The following is a 16,984-nucleotide window of genomic DNA, read 5'->3' as shown; positions in this document are numbered from 1 at the left end:
CCCTGAAGGTCTTCGTCAGATGGGCGATACCGGATGCCGCGCGGCCGACGGTTCCGGCCCGGCCTGCTGGAGTCCGGCCTCTGGCACATCAAGCCACTCGCGAGAACTACCAGAACATCTCCGACTCAGGTCACTAGGCTGAACACGGGCAGGACAGCGACGAGGTCCGGGGGGCGGCTGTGACGCAGGGGGCGCGACCGGGTCAAGTGATCGGAGGCCGATACCGGCTGGTCTCCGAGCTTGGGTCCGGAGGGTTCGGGCGGGTGTGGAAGGCCTATGACGAGACCCTGTGCATCGACGTCGCGGTCAAGGAGTTGTGGCTGTTCCCGATGATGTCCGAGGACGAGCGGGCCCAACGGCTGGCCCGCGCGACCCGCGAGGCCCGCAACGCCGCCCGGCTGCGCGACCATCCGAACATCGTCGGGGTCCACGATGTCGTCGTCGAGAACCGGCTCCCCTGGGTCGTCATGCAGCTGATCGACGGCTGCTCCCTGCAGGAGCGGCTCGACGCCCACGGACCGCTGTCGGTGGAGGAGACCGCAGGGATCGCGGCGAAGCTGCTCGGGGCGCTCGGGGCGGCGCACGAGGCGGGAACCGTGCACCGCGACGTGAAGCCGGCCAACGTCATGCTCGCCGGGACCGGAGAGGTCCTCCTCGCCGACTTCGGTATCGCGGTCCACCACAACGACACCGCCCTGACGGCCGCGGGGACGGTCATCGGCTCCATGGAGTACATGGCACCCGAGCGGGCGCGGGGCACCGACGGACTCGCGGCGAGCGACCTGTTCTCGGCCGGGACGACGCTCTATCAGGCGGTCGAGGGAATCTCGCCGTTCCGGCGCGGCACCCCCACCGGCTGCCTCTCCGCCGTCCTCTTCGAGGAGGCCCCGCCGCCCACCCGGGCCGGACGGCTCGCACCGCTCCTCGCGGGTCTGCTGGAGAAGGACCCGGACCGCCGCCTGACCGTCCCGGAGGCGCTGGCGGCGCTGGCTGCCCCGGACGCGCGGGAAGCGCCGGACGCACCCGGTATGCCGGAGGCGCCAGGCATACCGGACGCGCCCGACGGGCCGGGTCTGCCAGACCTGCTCACCGTCACCGCGCCTCGCCCCGGTCTCCCGGCGACGGCGCCCACCGGGCCGCCGCGCCGCTCTTCCGCGCCGCGTCGGCGGGCCGTCGGAGGCCTCGCGCTCCTGCTGTGCGGCGCGGCGATGGTGTGGACGGCCTGGTCGGTCTGGCCCTTCGGGAACACCGACGACCCCCGAGCCGCCTGCGACGACGCCTTCCGGGCCATCGGCGCGTTCCAGGAGGCAAACCCCTCGTACGCCGAAGGCCTCCGCCTCGGCGATCCGGCCGTGACAAGCGAGGCGCACCGGCTGGCGAAGCGGCTCCGCGACGCGTCCGACAGGACCAAGAACCCCGGCGTGACCACCGCCCTCGACGGCTACGCGCGCACCTTCGAGGAAAGGACCGGCGACACCGTGCGGGACTCCGCGTACGTCGATGTCGTCACCGCGTGCGAGGAGGTGGGCAGCGGTGCCTCGAGTCAGTGATCCGATTCGGTTTTCCGGTCGTTCTCGCGAGTGACCTGATGTGCCGGAGGCAGGACTCCAGCAGGCCGGGCAGGATCTGGCGGCCGCGCGGCATCCGGCTGATGCCCGCCCATGTGGCGAAGAACTTCCGACTCAGGTCACCTAGGACCTGTCCGGCCGATCATGTGGGGCCGGATTGCATGCCTCGGGCGGCCTTGGCGTACGGCCTGCTCGGGCTCGGGCTGCTGGGGCTGATCGTTTCCACACCGTTCGTGCTGGCCGCTGTGGCTCCGGCGAGCACGGACTGGGGGAAGCTCAGTGACATCAGCCAGACGTACGGGGCCGTGTCCGTCGTGCTCTCAGCCATCGCTTCGGCCGGTGTGGCTCTCTCGCTCCTCTTCCAGGTCCGCCAGGCGCGCACGAGCAACGAGCAGGCCATCAGGGGCAGCCATCTCCAGCTCGCGACACTCGCGCTGAGTGATCCGCATCTGCTGCAGGCCTGGTCACCACCCGTTGCGCCGGTGGCCTTGAAGCGGCATCGGCAGCATCTGATCACGTCTCTCGCTGCCGTTGGTCGGCGTGTAGGCGAACTCGACGTTGTTGGCGACGGTCCAGTCGCCGACCCGGATGTCGGACGAAGGACAGTCGTGGGGCGGCTTGCGTCGTAGGTTTGGCAAGTGACGCCTACTGCATCGCAGGCAGCATTTCTGCAGGCGTTCCACGCCTAGCACCCGGCGGTGACCGCAGAAGCGTTCGGCCGCGGCCGCGCTCCAGGCGGGGTCTATGGGGTGGATGGATCTATCACTGGTTCACTTCGAGGTTCGTCAGAATGAGCGGGCTCGCAGGAGCTGGGTGGCGCGGGCGGGATCGGTGAGTCCCCGTGTCCGTTGCGCCAGCCGGTGCGGGACTCGGTCCGTCCGCCTCACTCGGCACCGGTCCTCGCAGCGGCCTCGGCCTCGATCAGCTCCTGCAGCAGACGCTCGGCAACCTCACGCACGAGCTCAAGACCGTCTGCCGAGCGTAGTGACTCCAGCAGGCGAAGTAAGTCATGCCGAGACAAAGCCGCCGTGCACTCCTTTGGTTGAACTGACCCTTCACCAAGGACATTTGCCCGGTGGCCAGCCTGTTCTCAGGGATCATTCAACGACCGCCGATGCACGCGGGCACACCGCGACGGCGCACTTCCCAGCCAAGATCAGCTACACCACGCGATGACGTGTTTCTGCTAGACCTCAACGGCGGCTGCTGACGCAGGTAGGAAGTCAGCTCCCGCTCGGGCCGGGTTCGGGCCCACGCTCCGGACCGGCTTCCGGGCGTGCTCAGCCGGTGGTGACTCGTGCTGTGGCCCGGCGTTCGTCAGCGCGGCCTGGATTGCCGAGGTCAACGAAGATTCCGGCGAGTCCGTCGACCAGGTCGGGGGACTCTTGCAGCGTTCCTGGCCGGTCTTTGCCGGTGCGGGCATCCAGCATCAGGGCTTCGCCCCTGAGGTACCCGTACACGACGCCGTGCCACGCCGAGGTGAAGCGTGGTGCATCCCGGTCATTCGTCGGCAGTGACCAAAGCTTCTCGCCGGTTTTGGCGTCCAGTGCGAACATGCCGTATGACCCGTACTTGTACTTGCCGCAGACGATAGTTTCCGCCCGGTCGTGGGAGCAGGCGTCCGGGGCCACGGTGACGCCGGTTTCAGTCACCTGACGCCCTGTGCGAGTCTCCACGAAGTCCATGCGGGAGACGGTCAGGTCCTCGCCCCGAACGATGAGTAGATGCCGTGGCCCCGCGGCGATGAACGTAGGGCTGGATTCCAGCAGGCCGGTCTTGAAGTCCTTGTTCCAGACCTGCTGTCCGGTCAGCACGCTCAGCCCCAGCAACTGTTCCTCGCCGATCCCAGTCGACGAGGAAACCACGATGGCGCCGTCGCCCACGGTGATCACCTTACTGATGTTCGGCTTGTCCCACAGAGTCTTGCGGGTGGCGAGATCGACTGCCCAAAGGGAGCTGCCGTACCCGATGACCGCGATACCCCGGTCTACGCCCCAGATCTTCAGATCGACATTTTCGGCGAAAGCCTCTTCCAGTGGGATTTTCGTGCTCCATGCCTTCTCCTTCGTCGCGGCGTCGGCCGCGATCAGTTCGATGGCGAACTGTGTGCGCTGGGTTCCGCTGCCTGCTATCTCGAGTGCCGCAACCGTCGTTACCAGTCGAGTGCCTCCGACGTCGGCCACGACGGGGGAACCCCGTTCCGGTTGCTTGGTGGCACGCTGACCGTTCAGCTTGGAGACCACGGTCTTCTCGGTGGCGATCTCGATGGCTACCAGGCCTTCCCAGGCAGATACCCATGCCGTCCCGGCGTCCAGCGCAACCGCCCCGTCGGGAAGGATGATGTGCTCGTCGTTGAACGCGGTGACCGGATCGTGACTGCGGTCCGCGGCGGGAGCCGGCTCACTCTTGGTCGGCTGCGGCGCTGAGGCCGAGGAGCCTCCCGGGTTCTGGGGCCCCTTGGCAGGATCCGGGTGCGAGCATCCCGCCAGAACGATCAGGCCCAGTGCCATCCAGCCGGCCGTCATGCGGTGGTCGTACTTCCGTAAGCGCATCAGTCTCCTCGATCTCTGAACTTTCCCTCCGAGTGGTCAGTTTGACGCTCAGGATCTGCCGTCGAACAGGGTTACGAACTCATCCGTTCCTCGAACATCGGGCGTGACCGCGCCGTGAGCGCGGCCCTTGGTCAGCTACACCATGGGGGGACGCCATCCCGATGCGAGGGTGATCTGGACTGGGTCGTCTCGGTCGACTCGACCATCGTGCGCACCCACCAGAACGCGGCGGGGGCCCGTAAGAAGGGGATCCGGCAGACGAGCCCGACCACCATGCGATCGGACGCTCCCACAGCGGCCTGAGCACCAAGATCCATGTTTCCGATGCTGGGACACCTGCTGCCGCACGCGGACACCGCCAGACGTGTTCGCGGACTTCGGCCCGCGCGGACCGAATCGCGGTCAGGGCCTTCGGTCCGGCCGCGGCGAGGCTGTCGATGAGCCGCGAGACGGTCGGGTCGGAGGCCACCGGACCGAACACGGCCGGCTCGGCCCGCAACATCCCCACGTCGGCCAGGCAGTCCCCGCCGAGGGCGACCGCGAGGGCCATGTCCAGCAGGACCTTGCCCGGATCGTGCACCGCCCGAGCCTTCCGCCACGGCGCAAGCGCCGTCGATATCGACGTGTCCAGCCCGCCCGGCCTTGCGAACCGTCTCGACCAGCAGGACGGCACCGGCCTGGGAGACCACTGCCCGGCCGCCGCCCTCGACCCGGACACGCGGAGAGAACCCGATACGCTTCTTCACCTGAGGAGTGCTTCTTTCCACGCGCCGACCTGGACCCTAGCCAAGTCCTATCGTTGCTGTTCAGGGGCACTCGGCGCGTTTCTGATCAGGCCTCGGCCTCCCGCGCGTGCGATAGCGGGAGGCTAGGCCGGTGCGTCTGCACCAAGCCGGGCGCGCCGTGTGCGGTTCCGTCGGTGAGCAATGAGCGGCAGGGCAGATCCGATCAGTGCCATGACGACGGCGGCGACCCAGTGCCGCGTTTGCTGGCCCATGAGCAGGCACGAGACGACACCGAAGCAGGCACCCGCCGCCGGGACCAGGGCCGCGTGCCGACCGGCGGTCGTATCGGTGAGGGAGGCCACGCTGAAGTAGGCGACGATGAATCCGGCAAACAGGGCGAGTGTGTACCATCCTCCGCCGTCAGGGAGGGCGTAGCCCTTACGGGTTCGCTCCAGTCCCAGGTCAACGGCCCCGGCGACTGCCCAGAAGAACGCGCTGGACGCCACCACGCCGAGAGTGACGCGCCACGCCGTATTCGTCATGCCGGGATCGTATGAGCAATGAGTGGAGTGCGGCCAGGGCGTTGTCCGGCCCGCCCGGCACAGAGCGACGTGGCTTCGGCGTCGAGGATGGCGAGCAACTGCCGGGGCGATGCACCGCCTCACCTGAAAAGTGTCGCCGCCTCGTACGGGACCAGAACCTCAGCAATCTCCATCCTCGCTGTTCAGAGGCACTTCCCACGTCTTTGATCACGTGCCGGACAGACCGCTTCGTGAAAGCGCGAGGCCAAGTCCTGTCGTCAAACTCCCGTCGCCCGCCCGGAGGGCGGGCCCTGCGGCAAGAGTGCGTGCATGGCGTCGCAGGCAGGCGGGAGTTTGACGACAGGGCCTAGGCCCCGGCCCGCTTTTCGGAGGGCCTCCCCGACCCGCCTCGCGCAGGCCTCCCGGTTCACCCTTCGCCGAGCGCCCCGGCTCGCCCTTCGTACGGCCTACCGAACTCCTCGATCAGCACGGGGTACTGCTCCCCGCCGTGCCCGGCGGCGATCGCCCGGTCCGCCATCGTCTTGATCAGTCGGGGCAGTTCGGCGTTGACCCCCATCGCCTCGCTCTCCTCGATCAGGTGCTCCATCGCCCGCGCGTCGGTCTCCAGCGCGGCCACCTCGGCCGGGAAGGAGCCCTTGTCGATCTGTTCGGCGTACCCGGGCAGCCAGTCGGCCACTCCGGCGGCGATCTGGCGGGCGAACGGCGCGTACGTCGCGGCGTCGACACCGGCGGCGGCGAGGAGGGCGGTGCCCTGGAGCCAGGCGTTCAGGACGCTCCACATCATGGCCAGGCCGGCCACGTCGTACAGGGACGCGAGTCCGGGGTCCGCTCCGAGGTGGGTGACCGTGCCGAGGGCGGCGAGCGTCGGCTCGTGCGCCGCGAAGACCTCCTCGGGTCCGCTGTGGAGGATCACCGCCTCGGCGGTGCCGATCACCGGCGGGACGGCCATGAGGGCCCCGTCCAGGTAGCGGGCGCCGCGCTCCTCGGCCCATGCGGCGGCGGCGCGCGCCTGGGCGGAGCTTCCCGAGGTCAGGTTGACCAGTGTCGTGCCGCCCAGCTCGACGCCGGGCGCGCCGAGCAGCTCGTGCACGGCGTCGTAGTCGGTGAGGCAGACGACCGTCAGGGGGCTCGCGGTGAGCGCCTCGTGGAGGGTCGGTGCCGATCGGGCTCCCTCGGCCACCAGCGGGGCGGCCTTGGCGGACGTGCGGTTCCACACGGTCGTGGGGTGTCCGGCTCTCAGGAACGCGCCGGCGAGGGCCTGGCCCATCAGTCCGAGTCCGATGACCGTCACGGGCGCGTGGTGTGTGTTGTTCATGGCAGCATCGTCAACGTTGATACCGGTGTGAAGGTCAAGCGAGGTTTCGATGCGGATCGGGGAACTGAGTCGGCGGACGGGCGTCAACGCCCACCAGCTGCGCTACTACGAGGCCCAGGGTCTGCTGGTGGCGGACCGGGGCACGAACGGCTACCGCGAGTACGACGAGAGCGCCCTGCTGCGGGTGAAGCAGATCAGGCACCTGCTCGGGGCCGGGCTGTCCTCCGAGGACATCGCGTACCTGCTGCCCTGCGCGGTGGGCGAGGCCCCGGAGCTCGTCGGCTGTCCCGAGCTGCTGGCCGCGATGCGCTCGCGCCTGCGGCGGCTCGACAGCCAGATGGACCGGCTGTCCCGGTCCCGTGAGGCCCTCAACGGCTACATCGACGCGGCGGAACGCCTGGGCGGTGAGAACTACCCGCTGCTCACCGACCCCGTGGTGAGGTCCGTCGCCTCCTGACCGTCCTGGCCGGGCCCACCGGGCTTCCGACCCCAGGCGGTGAGCATCCCGGCCGACAGGGCGGCGCACACGTCGGAGTCCAGGTACCGGACGGCCGCGTCGACGGCCGCGTCGTCGACGAGCCCGGTGGCGAGCATCGCCGCCCGGCTCCGCTGCCAGGTGTCCGCCCAGAAGCGGCTGATGGGGCTGCCGGGTGACAGCGGCGGTACGTGGATCTCGGCGGCCACGGGCCGGAGGCCGGCCCCGCGGAGCAGGTGGGGGTACGAGGGCACCCAGCCGACGTCGGTGCCGATGGTGTCGCGCAGGCCCTGCCACATCGCCCGCATGACCGCGGTGTACGGAGTGCCGGGTGCCACGGAGTCCGGCAGGCCGCTGGTCAGGTCGACGGCGTCGCCGAGCACCAGCACCCCGCCCGGTTCGACGAGTTCGGCGAGCCGGTGGATCAGGCGCTCGTGCTCGGGCAGGTGCATGAGCACGAAGCGCGCGTGCACGAGGCGGAACCGGCCGGGATCGAAGTCCGGGGCGGTGACGTCGGCCTCCAGCACGTCGAGCCCCGGCAGGGGCCGGTCGCTCAGGAAGCGTACGTCGCGGTCGACGGCGAGCACGCTCGTGACCCCGGCCTCGGCGAGCAGCCGCCGGGAGACCGTGCCGGTGCCGGCCCCGACGTCCAGGCAGCGCCATCCCGGACCGGCGCCGAGGGCCCGGAGCCGGGCCATGGTGACGCCGTCGTAGGCGAGGGCTCCGTAGTCGATGCGCTCGCCCTCGCCCGCCTGCTCGGGGCGGAAGACGTCCTCGCCGTAGCGACCGCCGTGCTGTTCCATGACCGGACCTCTTCGTGCCTGGGGGGTGGTGCCGGGCGGCCCGTGCCGGGCCGCCCGCCCACCGATGCTCCCCCGGCGGCCGTCCGCGCGGCCGAGGCGCGCCGCGCCTGGGCCGATCGGCCGCTTCCGGTACCTCCGGCCGCGGCCGGAGGAGGTGGTCCGTTCCGTCAGGAGATGCGGTGCAGCCAGCCCTTGGGGTCGGGGGTGGTGCCGTGGTGCAGGCCGACCAGGGCGTCGCGCATGGCGAGGGTGACGGGGCCGGGGGTGCCGTCGCCGATCGTCCAGTCGCCGTCGCGGTCCTTGACGTGACCGACGGGGGTGACGACGGCGGCGGTGCCCGAGGCGAACACCTCGGTGATGCGGCCCTCGGCGCACTCGCGGCGCCACTGCTCCAGGGAGACCTTCTCCTCCCGGGGGACGTAGCCCATGCCCTCGGCGAGCCCGAGGAGGGTGTCACGGGTGACGCCGGGCAGGAGCGAGCCGCTCAGGGACGGGGTCACGATCTCGGCCCCGGGGCCGGTGCCGCGGACGAAGAACATGTTCATGCCGCCCATCTCCTCGACCCAGGTGCGCTCCACCGGGTCCAGCCAGACGACCTGCTGGCAGCCGGCCTCCTGGGCCTGGAGCTGGGCGACGAACGAACCGGAGTAGTTTCCGGCGCACTTGACGTTGCCGGTGCCGCCGGGGATGGCACGGCTGTGCTCGTGGCTGACCCAGACCGACACGGTCTCCATCGCCTTGCCGAAGAAGCCGCCGGCGACGAACGCCATGACCAGGTACTCGTAGGTGTGGGAGGGGCGGAGCATGAGGTTGGCGTCCGCGCCGAACATCAGCGGGCGGAGGTAGATGCTGTGGCTCGGGTCGTCGGAGAGCAGGCCCTGGTCGGCGCGGAGCAGCTGCTCGATCGAGTCGACGAAGACGTCCTCGGGCAGCTCGGGCATGGCCAGCCGGCGGGCCGAGCGCTGGAAGCGGCGGGCGTGCTCCCAGGGCCGGAAGACGGCGATCCCGCCGTCGGTCTGCCGGTGGGCCTTGAGGCCTTCGAAGATGACCTGGGCGTAGTGGAGGCCTATCGTCCCGGGGTGCAGGGTGAGGTCGTGCAGGCGGGAGAGGCCGGGCTTGTGCCAGCCGTCCGTCTCGTTCCACGACATGGTGAACATGTGGTCGGTGAACGCGTCGCCGTGGCCCGGGGAGCGGACGGGCTGGGGGGCGGAGGCGGCGGAGTTCTGGTCGAACGTGATGGTCATGACGATTCCTTACGGGTCTGGTCGGGTCGGTGGGTGCGTGCGTGCGTGCCTGTCTGCCGGGGCCGGGGCTTTGGCCGGAGCCGGAGCCGGAGCCGGAGCCGGAGGTGGGCCGGTCAGACGAGCGGCGCGAAGAAGAAGGTGTCGCGGCGGGCGAAGCGGCCGTCCGCCGTGAGCTGGAAGAAGTCGGCGAAGCGCAGCCCGACCGTGGTGCCGTCGTGGAGCTCGCCGTTGAACTCGCCGTGCACGGCGATGTCGGAGCCCTCGACGAGGACCTTGGTGAGGGTGTGCCGCCCCGTGCGGATGACGCGGGCGCCGCCGTAGAAGCGGGTCAGGCCCTCGTGACCCTCGAAGGGTTCGTAGCCCGGGCGGTGGTAGGTGGCGTCGGAGGTGAACAGGCCCACCAGGCCGGGGACGTCGCCGGCGTCGACCAGCTCGTAGTAGCGGCGTACGTCGGCCTCGGCGGAGGTGGCGGTCGTGGTGGCCGTGGTGGTGGAGTCGTCGGTCCGCATGCGGGGTCTCCTGGGCGGTGGGGTGAGCGGGACGGGTGGGTCGGGATCTCAGGTCGCCGGCGGGGTGAGCCGGTCGATCAGCGCGTCGGCCAGCTGCGCGAGCGCGTCGGGCCGGGTCATGTCGCCGTGCGTGAAGGGAAGTTCGTGGACGTCGAGGCGGCCCGTGAGGTACGGGCTCCAGTCGTCGGGCCGCGGGCGGCGGCCGGTCCGGCCCTCGGTGGCGGCGAAGAACAGCAGGTCGCCGTCGAAGCGTTCGGGGACGAACTCGTGCCGCAGCCGGACGTTCGAGGAGAACACCTCGGCCAGGGCGGCGAGGGCGGGGCCGTCGAACCGGGCGAGCGGGCCGTCGGTCTCCCGTACGGTCTCCGCGAACCGCGCGAAGGTCAGGGTGCCGGCCGGGACGGGGAGGCCCAGGGACTCCAGCAGGGCGGCAAGCGTCCGCGGGCAGGAGGCGGGCGGCGGTCCGCCGGGGACCCAGGACGGAGGCGGGTCGGTCTGGGTGCCGGACGGCTCCGTCACGAGGTGCGGGTAGGCGTCCATGAGGGCCAGCAGGGCCACCTCCTGCCCCTCGGCGCGCAGCCGGGTGGCCAGCGCGTGGGCGACGAGCCCGCCGAAGGACCAGCCGAGGAGGTGGTACGGCCCTTCGGGCTGCACCGAGCGGAGCTGCGCCAGGTAGTCCTTGACCATCGCGTCCAGCCCGGCCGCCGGCAGCTCCGGCGGGGTCAGGCCGCGGGCCTGGAGCCCGTACAGCGGCCGCTCGGGGTCGAGGTGGCGCAGCAGGCCCGCGTACACCCAGCTGATGCCGGCCGCGGGGTGGACGCAGAAGAGCGGTGCGGCGTGGGCGAGGGCGCCGCGCGGGCGCAGCGGCAGGAGGGACCCGAAGGTGTCGCCGGTCGTGGGGCCGTCGTCGGCGAGCCGGGCGGCGAGGCCCGCGACGGTGGGCGCTTCGAAGACTGCCTGGATGCCGAGGTCGACGCCGAAGGCGCGGCGGATGCCGGCGATCAGGCGGGTGGCGAGCAGGGAGTGGCCGCCGAGGTCGAAGAAGCCGTCGTCGATGCCGACGGTCTCCACGCCGAGCGTCTCCGCGAACAGCCCGCACAGGGTCTCCTCCCGGCCGTCCCGGGGCCCGCGGACGGGTGCGGTGTCCGCGCGGGCGGGCCGGGGCAGGCGACGGCGGTCGAGCTTGCCGCTGGGGCTCAGGGGCAGTTCGGCGAGGCCGACGAACTGTCCGGGCACCATGTGGGCGGGCAGGGCACGGGCGGCGTGGTCGCGCAGCCCGTCCGTCTCGCCGACGACGTAGGCGACGAGGCGCTTGTCGCCGGGCCGGTCCTCGCGGACCACGACGGCGGCCTGGCGGACGCCCGGGTGGCGGGTGAGCACGGCGGTGATCTCGCCGAGTTCGATGCGGAAGCCGCGGATCTTCACCTGGTCGTCGGCGCGGCCGAGGAACTCCACCACGCCGTCGGCGCGCCACCGGGCGAGGTCGCCGGTGCGGTACATCCGGCTGCCGGGCGGCCCGAAGGGTGCGGCGGTGAAGCGTTCCGAGGTGAGGGCGGGGCGGCCGAGGTATCCCCGGGCGAGCTGGACGCCGGAGAGGTAGAGCTCGCCGGTGACTCCCGGCGGCACCGGCCGCAGCCCGGCGTCGAGGACGTGCACGCCGGTGTTCCAGACGGGCCGCCCGATGGGGACGCCGGCCGCGCCGGACGGGGCACCGTCGCGGGCCGGGTCGAAGCGGTGGGCGGTGACGTCGACGGCGGCCTCGGTGGGGCCGTACAGGTTGTGGAGTCCGGCGGCGCTGACGGCGGCGAAGCGTTCGGCGAGCACGGTGGGCAGGGCCTCGCCGCTGCAGATGACGCGCCGCAGGGAGCGGCAGGCGGCGACGTCGGCGGCGCCGAGAAACGCCTCCAGCATCGAGGGGACGAAGTGGGCGGTGGTGATGGAGTGACGCTGGATGAGGGTGGACAGGTAGTCGGGGTCCTTGTGGCCCTCGGGCCGGGCGACGACCAGGGTGGCGCCGGTGACGAGGGGCCAGAAGAACTCCCAGACGGAGACGTCGAAGCTGGACGGGGTCTTCTGCAGGACGCGTTCGCCGGGTTCGAGTGCGTAGGTGTGCTGCATCCAGAGGAGCCGGTTGACGATGGCCTCGTGGGTGACGACGACGCCCTTGGGCCGGCCGGTGGACCCGGAGGTGTAGATGACGTAGGCGGGGTGTCCGGGCAGGGCCTCGGGCAGTTCGCGTACGGCGCCGGGGGCGGGGGCGGCTTCGAGTTCGCCGAGGAGTTCGGGGGTGAGGACGAGGGCGGGCTCTGCGTCTTGGAGCATGTGGGCGACGCGGTCCCGGGGGTAGTCGGGGTCGACGGGCAGATAGGCGGCGCCGGCCCTGTGCACGGCGTACAGGGCGACGATCAGCTCGACGGAGCGGGGCAGGGCGACGGCGACGACGCGTTCGGGCCGGGCGCCGTGGGCCACGAGGTGGCGGGCGAGGTGCTCGGCGCGGGCGTCGAGCGCGGCGTAGTCGAGGCGCTCGTCCTCGAAGAGGACGGCGGTGGCCCCGGGAGTGCGGCGGGCCTGTTCGGCGAAGAGCCGGGGCAGGGTGGTCGCGGGGACGGGGACGGTGGTGTCGTTCCACCGGTGGGCGACCTGGTCGTGTTCCTCGTCGGTGAGGAGGTCGACGGCGCCGAGGGCCTGGTCGGGGTCCTGGGCGAGGGCGGAGAGCAGGACCGAGAGCCGGTGGCCGAGGAGCTCGACGGTGGGGTGGTCGAAGAGGTCGGAGGCGTATCCGAGCGTCCAGTCCAGACCCGCCGGACGGCCTTCGGAGTCGTACCGCTCCTCGATCCCCACCGTCAGGTCGAACTTCGCGACCCACGTGCCGACCGGGACGACCTCGGTGCGCAGGCCGGGCATGGACTCGGCCTGGCCGGAGGCGGTGGGGTCCTTCTTCACGAGGAGGACCTGGAAGAGGGGGTGGCGGGCCAGCGAACGGGCCGGGTTGAGCTCCTCCACGAGCCGCTCGAACGGCAGGTCCTGATGCGCGAACGCCTCCAGATCCGCATGCCGGACCCGGGCCAGCAGCTCACGGAACGACGGATCACCCGACGTGTCCGTCCGCAGCACCAACGTGTTGACGAAGAAGCCGACCAGCTCGTCCAGCGCCTCGTCCGTACGACCGGCCACCGGCGTGCCCAGCGGAATGTCCGTCCCCGCCCCGAGGCGGGTGAACAGAGCCGCCAGAGCCGCCTGACACACCATGAACACCGTCGCACCCGACGACCGCGCCAACTCCACCACCCGCCCGTGCACCCCGGCATCGAGCGTCACCGGCACCGCGTCACCACGATGGCTCGGCACCGCCGGACGCACACGGTCCACCGGCAGCGCCAACTCCTCCGGCAGCCCCGCCAGCACCTCCTTCCAGTGCCGCAACTGACCCGCCGCCACACTCCCCGGATCCTCCACACGCCCCAGCACCTCCTGCTGCCACAGCGTGTAGTCCGCGTACTGCACGGGGAGCGGCCGCGCGGGGGACGGCCGGCCGGCGGCGTGGGCCGTGTACCCGGCGGCGACCTCCCGGGCGAGCGCCCCCATCGACCAGCCGTCGCAGACGATGTGGTGGAGGACGAGGAGCAGGACGTGGTCGTCCTCGGCGACCGTGAACAGGGCGGCCCGCAGGGGCATTCCGCCGGTCAGGTCGAAGGGGCGGCGGGCGGCGTCGCTGAGGTCGGCCTCAAGGCGGGCGGGGTCCGTGGCGTGGAACTCCCAGGGAACCAGGTCCTGGGCCTCCTCGGCCGGGACGACGTCCTGCCAGGGGCCGGTCCCGGACTCCGGGAAGCGGGTGCGGAGCGACTCGTGGCGGCGGACCGCGTCGGCGAGCGCCGCCCGCAGGGCCTCGCGGTCCAGGGTGCCGCGCAGGCGGAGGGCGAACGGCACGTTGTAGAGCGGGCTGTCGTCGACCCGTCCGAAGAACCAGAGCCGCTGCTGGGCGAAGGAGAGCGGCGGTGTCGCGGGGCGGGCGACCGGGCGCAGGGCGGGGCGGGCCCGGACGGCGGCGTCGAGGCGGCCGGCGAGGCCGGCGGGCGTCGGCGCCTGGAACAGGTCGCGGACGGTCATCTCCACCCCGAGTGCGGCACGGACCCGGGTGATGAGCCGGGCGGCGAGCAGGGAGTGGCCGCCGAGGTCGAAGAAACCGTCGTCGGCGCCGACCGCGCCGACGCCGAGGAGTTCGGCGAACAGCCCGCAGAGGATCTCCTCGCGCGGGGTGCGCGGGGCCCGTCCGCCGGGTGCGGCGCTGATCTCGGGGGCGGGGAGGGCGCGGCGGTCGAGCTTGCCGTTCGGGGTGAGGGGCAGGGCGTCCAGGGTGACGAACGTGGACGGCACCAGGTGGTCGGGGACGCGTGCGGCGGTGTGGGCCCGCAGGCCGGCCGGAGTCGTGCCGGCGCGGACGGGGACGACGTACGCGACCAGGCGCCGGTCGCCGGGCCGGTCCTCGCGGACGACGACGGCCGCCTGCCGGACGTCGGGGTGCGCGGTCAGGTGGGTCTCGATCTCGGCCGGTTCGACGCGGAAGCCGCGGATCTTGACCTGGTCGTCGGCGCGGCCGAGGTACTCCAGGACGCCGTCGGCCCTGCGGCGCACGAGGTCGCCGGTGCGGTACGCCCGCTCGCCCGGTGCGCCGTACGGGTGCGCCACGAAGCGCTCCGAGGTGGCCGCGGGGCGGTGGAGGTAGCCGAGCGCGAGTCCGGCGCCGGACAGGTACAGCTCGCCCGGCACACCGTCGGGCACCGGCCTGAGCCGGTCGTCGAGGACGTGCGCGTACTTGCCGTGGACGGGTGTCCCGACGGGGATCGGCGAGCCGGTGAGGTCGGCGGCGGTGATGGTGTGGGAGGTGGTGAAGCCCATGCTCTCGGCGGGGCCGTAGCCGTTGGTGACGCGGACCCCGGGGAACCGTTCGAGCACCTGGGCGGTGTGGGCGACGGAGGCCGCCTCGCCGCCGGTCATGGCGGCGTGGAGGCCCTGGAAGGCCTCCGGGTGCTCGTCGAGCAGGTGGTTGAAGAGGCTCGCCGAGGCCTTGAGGACGGTGACGCCGTGCCGGGTGACCAGGGCGGCCATGGTGGCCGGGTCGGGGCGCTGCCCCGGCTGGAGCACGACACGGCCGCCGTTGAGGAGCGGGCCGAGGAGTTCGGTGGCGAAGGCGTCCCAGGACATGGGGGCGCTCTGCAGCCAGGTCTCGCCTGCGCCGAAGGGTGCGTACTCCTGGCCGGTGAGGGTGCCGGTGAGGGCACGGTGCGGGGCGACCACGCCCTTCGGGACGCCCGTGGAACCGGACGTGAACATCACGCAGGCGGGCGCCTCGGCGCTGTCGGGACCGGCGGGGAGGAGGTACGCGGGCTCGGGGGCGTCGTCGGGCGCGGCCGGGTGGACCGGCGGGACGCCGGTGGCCGCGAGCCACTCGGGGACGTCGGGGGCGGTGACGACGGCCGTGGCCCGGGTCCGGTCGAGGACGGCGGACAGCCGCTCGGCGGGAAAGTCCGGATCGAGGAGGGTGTAGGCCGCTCCCGCCTTGAGTACGGCGAGGAGGGCGCGCACCAGGTCGGGCCCGCGCTCCAGGTGTACGGCGACGATGTCCCCGGCCCGCACCCCGCCGGCGTGGAGGCGGGCGGCGAGCCGGGTGGCCTGGGCGTCGAGCGCGCCGTACGTGACGGTCTCGCCGTCGAAGAGGAGAGCGGTGGCGTCGGGGGTCCGGGCGGCCTGGGCCTCGAAGACCCGGTCGACGCGGCCGGGTGTCACTGCGGGCCGTTCGTCGCCCGGTGCGGGGAGCAGCCGGCGCCGTTCCTCGTCGGTGAGGAGGTCGACGGCGCCGAGGGCCTGGTCGGGGTCCTGGGCGAGGGCGGCGAGGAGGATCGAGAGCCGGTGGCCGAGGAGCTCGACGGTGGGGTGGTCGAAGAGGTCGGAGGCGTATCCGAGCGTCCAGTCCAGACCCGCCGGACGGCCTTCGGAGTCGTACCGCTCCTCGATCCCCACCGTCAGGTCGAACTTCGCCGAACCGGTGCCGATGGGGAGCGTCTCGACGTCCAGGCCTGGCCAGGAGGCGGAGCGGCCCCCGGGGCCGCCCGCGTCCTTCTGGACGAGCATCACCTGGAAGAGGGGGTGGCGGGCCAGCGAACGGGCCGGGTTGAGCTCCTCCACGAGCCGCTCGAACGGCAGGTCCTGATGCGCGAACGCCTCCAGGTCCGCATGCCGGACCCGGGCCAGCAGCTCACGGAACGACGGATCACCCGACGTGTCCGTCCGCAGCACCAACGTGTTGAGAAAGAAGCCGACCAGCTCGTCCAGCGCCTCGTCCGTACGACCGGCCACCGGCGTCCCCAGCGGAATGTCCGTCCCCGCCCCGAGGCGGGTGAACAGAGCCGCCAGAGCCGCCTGACACACCATGAACACCGTCGCACCCGACGACCGCGCCAACTCCACCACCCGCCCGTGCACCCCGGCATCGAGCGTCACCGGCACCGCGTCACCACGATGGCTCGGCACCGCCGGACGCACACGGTCCACCGGAAGCGCCAACTCCTCCGGCAGCCCCGCCAGCACCTCCTTCCAGTGCCGCAACTGACCCGACGCCACACTCCCCGGATCCTCCACACGCCCCAGCACCTCCTGCTGCCACAGCGTGTAGTCCGCGTACTGCACGGGGAGTTCGGGCCATTCCGGCGCCTGTCCTGAAGCGCTCCGGGTCGTGTAGGCGGTGGCGAGGTCCCGGACGAGCGGGCCGAGGGACCAGCCGTCGGCGGCTATGTGGTGGCAGACGAGAAGGAGGACGTGGTCGTCGTCGGCGACCTTGAACAGGGTCGCGCGGAGGGGGAGTTCGGCGGTCAGGTCGAAGACGTGGCGGGCGGCGTCGCCGAGGTCGGCGGACAGCCGGTCGGGGTTCGTGGCGACGGACTCCCAGGGGAGGTCGATGTCTTCGACGGGGACGATGTCCTGCCAGGGGCCGGAAGCGGTCTCGGACCCGGTCTCCGGCTCGGACCCGGCTTCGACCTCGCCCTCGGCGCCGGTCTCGGTCTCGGCCTCGGGGAAGCGGGTGCGCAGGGCCTCGTGACGGCCGAGGACGTCCAGGAGTGCCAGGCGCAGGGAGTCGGCGTCCAGGGTGCCGCCCAGACGGAGGGCGAGCGGCACGTTGTAGCTGGGGTTCGGCTGCGTGCGGCTGAGGAACCACAGCCGCTGCTGCGCGTACGACAACGGGATCATGGATTCTCC

At 72.0% G+C, this 16,984-nt stretch carries 10 protein-coding genes and 1 pseudogene; 3 read left to right on the top strand and 8 right to left on the bottom strand.

Annotated elements, in window-relative coordinates; genetic code table 11:
- Positions 1-179 precede the first annotated feature (179 nt).
- The gene (locus ACF08F_RS07715; protein ID WP_392297585.1) at positions 180-1,550 is read left to right on the top strand and encodes a serine/threonine-protein kinase; all 1,371 of its coding nucleotides are present in this window, start codon (positions 180-182) and stop codon (positions 1,548-1,550) included.
- 194 nt (positions 1,551-1,744) lie between these two features.
- Positions 1,745-2,197: a DUF6082 family protein gene (locus ACF08F_RS07710; protein WP_392297584.1), complete on the top strand. Its 453-nt coding sequence runs from the start codon at positions 1,745-1,747 to the stop codon at positions 2,195-2,197.
- A gap of 651 nt (positions 2,198-2,848) precedes the next feature.
- Here the strand turns inward: ACF08F_RS07710 and ACF08F_RS07705 are convergent.
- The 4 genes and pseudogenes from ACF08F_RS07705 to ACF08F_RS07690 form a co-directional block, all read right to left on the bottom strand.
- A complete protein-coding gene (locus ACF08F_RS07705) occupies positions 2,849-4,093 on the bottom strand; it encodes a PQQ-binding-like beta-propeller repeat protein (RefSeq protein ID WP_392297583.1) in 1,245 nt (414 codons plus the stop codon).
- Positions 4,094-4,436: 343 nt separating this feature from the next.
- Positions 4,437-4,866 (bottom strand): annotated as a pseudogene (locus ACF08F_RS07700) (transposase); the annotation flags it as partial.
- A 122-nt stretch (positions 4,867-4,988) separates the two neighbouring features.
- On the bottom strand, positions 4,989-5,387 hold the full coding sequence (locus ACF08F_RS07695; protein WP_392297582.1) for a hypothetical protein: 399 nt from the start codon (positions 5,385-5,387) through the stop codon (positions 4,989-4,991).
- 406 nt (positions 5,388-5,793) lie between these two features.
- Positions 5,794-6,702, bottom strand: a complete 909-nt coding sequence (locus ACF08F_RS07690; RefSeq protein ID WP_392297581.1) for an NAD(P)-dependent oxidoreductase — start codon at positions 6,700-6,702, stop codon at positions 5,794-5,796.
- 49 nt (positions 6,703-6,751) lie between these two features.
- On the opposite strand from ACF08F_RS07690, the gene ACF08F_RS07685 reads away from it, so the two are divergent.
- Positions 6,752-7,159 carry a MerR family transcriptional regulator gene (locus tag ACF08F_RS07685; protein ID WP_392297580.1) on the top strand — a complete coding sequence of 136 codons (408 nt, stop codon included), beginning with the start codon at positions 6,752-6,754 and terminating at the stop codon, positions 7,157-7,159.
- On the opposite strand, the gene ACF08F_RS07680 is transcribed toward ACF08F_RS07685, so the two are convergent.
- From ACF08F_RS07680 to ACF08F_RS07665, 4 genes are all read right to left on the bottom strand, one after another.
- Positions 7,114-7,980: a class I SAM-dependent methyltransferase gene (locus tag ACF08F_RS07680; protein WP_392297579.1), complete on the bottom strand. Its 867-nt coding sequence runs from the start codon at positions 7,978-7,980 to the stop codon at positions 7,114-7,116. The two genes, ACF08F_RS07685 and ACF08F_RS07680, sit on opposite strands and share 46 nt — an antisense overlap.
- Positions 7,981-8,147: 167 nt before the next feature.
- Positions 8,148-9,224 (bottom strand): branched-chain amino acid aminotransferase, encoded by a 1,077-nt coding sequence (locus tag ACF08F_RS07675; protein WP_392297578.1) that lies wholly within the window; start codon positions 9,222-9,224, stop codon positions 8,148-8,150.
- 113 nt (positions 9,225-9,337) lie between these two features.
- Complete coding sequence (locus ACF08F_RS07670; protein WP_392297577.1) at positions 9,338-9,733, bottom strand: nuclear transport factor 2 family protein; 396 nt, start codon at positions 9,731-9,733, stop codon at positions 9,338-9,340.
- A gap of 48 nt (positions 9,734-9,781) precedes the next feature.
- A complete protein-coding gene (locus tag ACF08F_RS07665; protein WP_392297576.1) occupies positions 9,782-16,975 on the bottom strand; it encodes an amino acid adenylation domain-containing protein in 7,194 nt (2,397 codons plus the stop codon).
- Between the last annotated feature and the right edge of the window lie 9 nt (positions 16,976-16,984).

This window comes from Streptomyces sp. NPDC015130 (assembly GCF_043080005.1).
Lineage (GTDB): Bacteria > Actinomycetota > Actinomycetes > Streptomycetales > Streptomycetaceae > Streptomyces.
The sequence above is the reverse complement of the archived record's forward strand: the minus strand, read 5'-3'. Positions and strand labels throughout refer to the sequence as shown.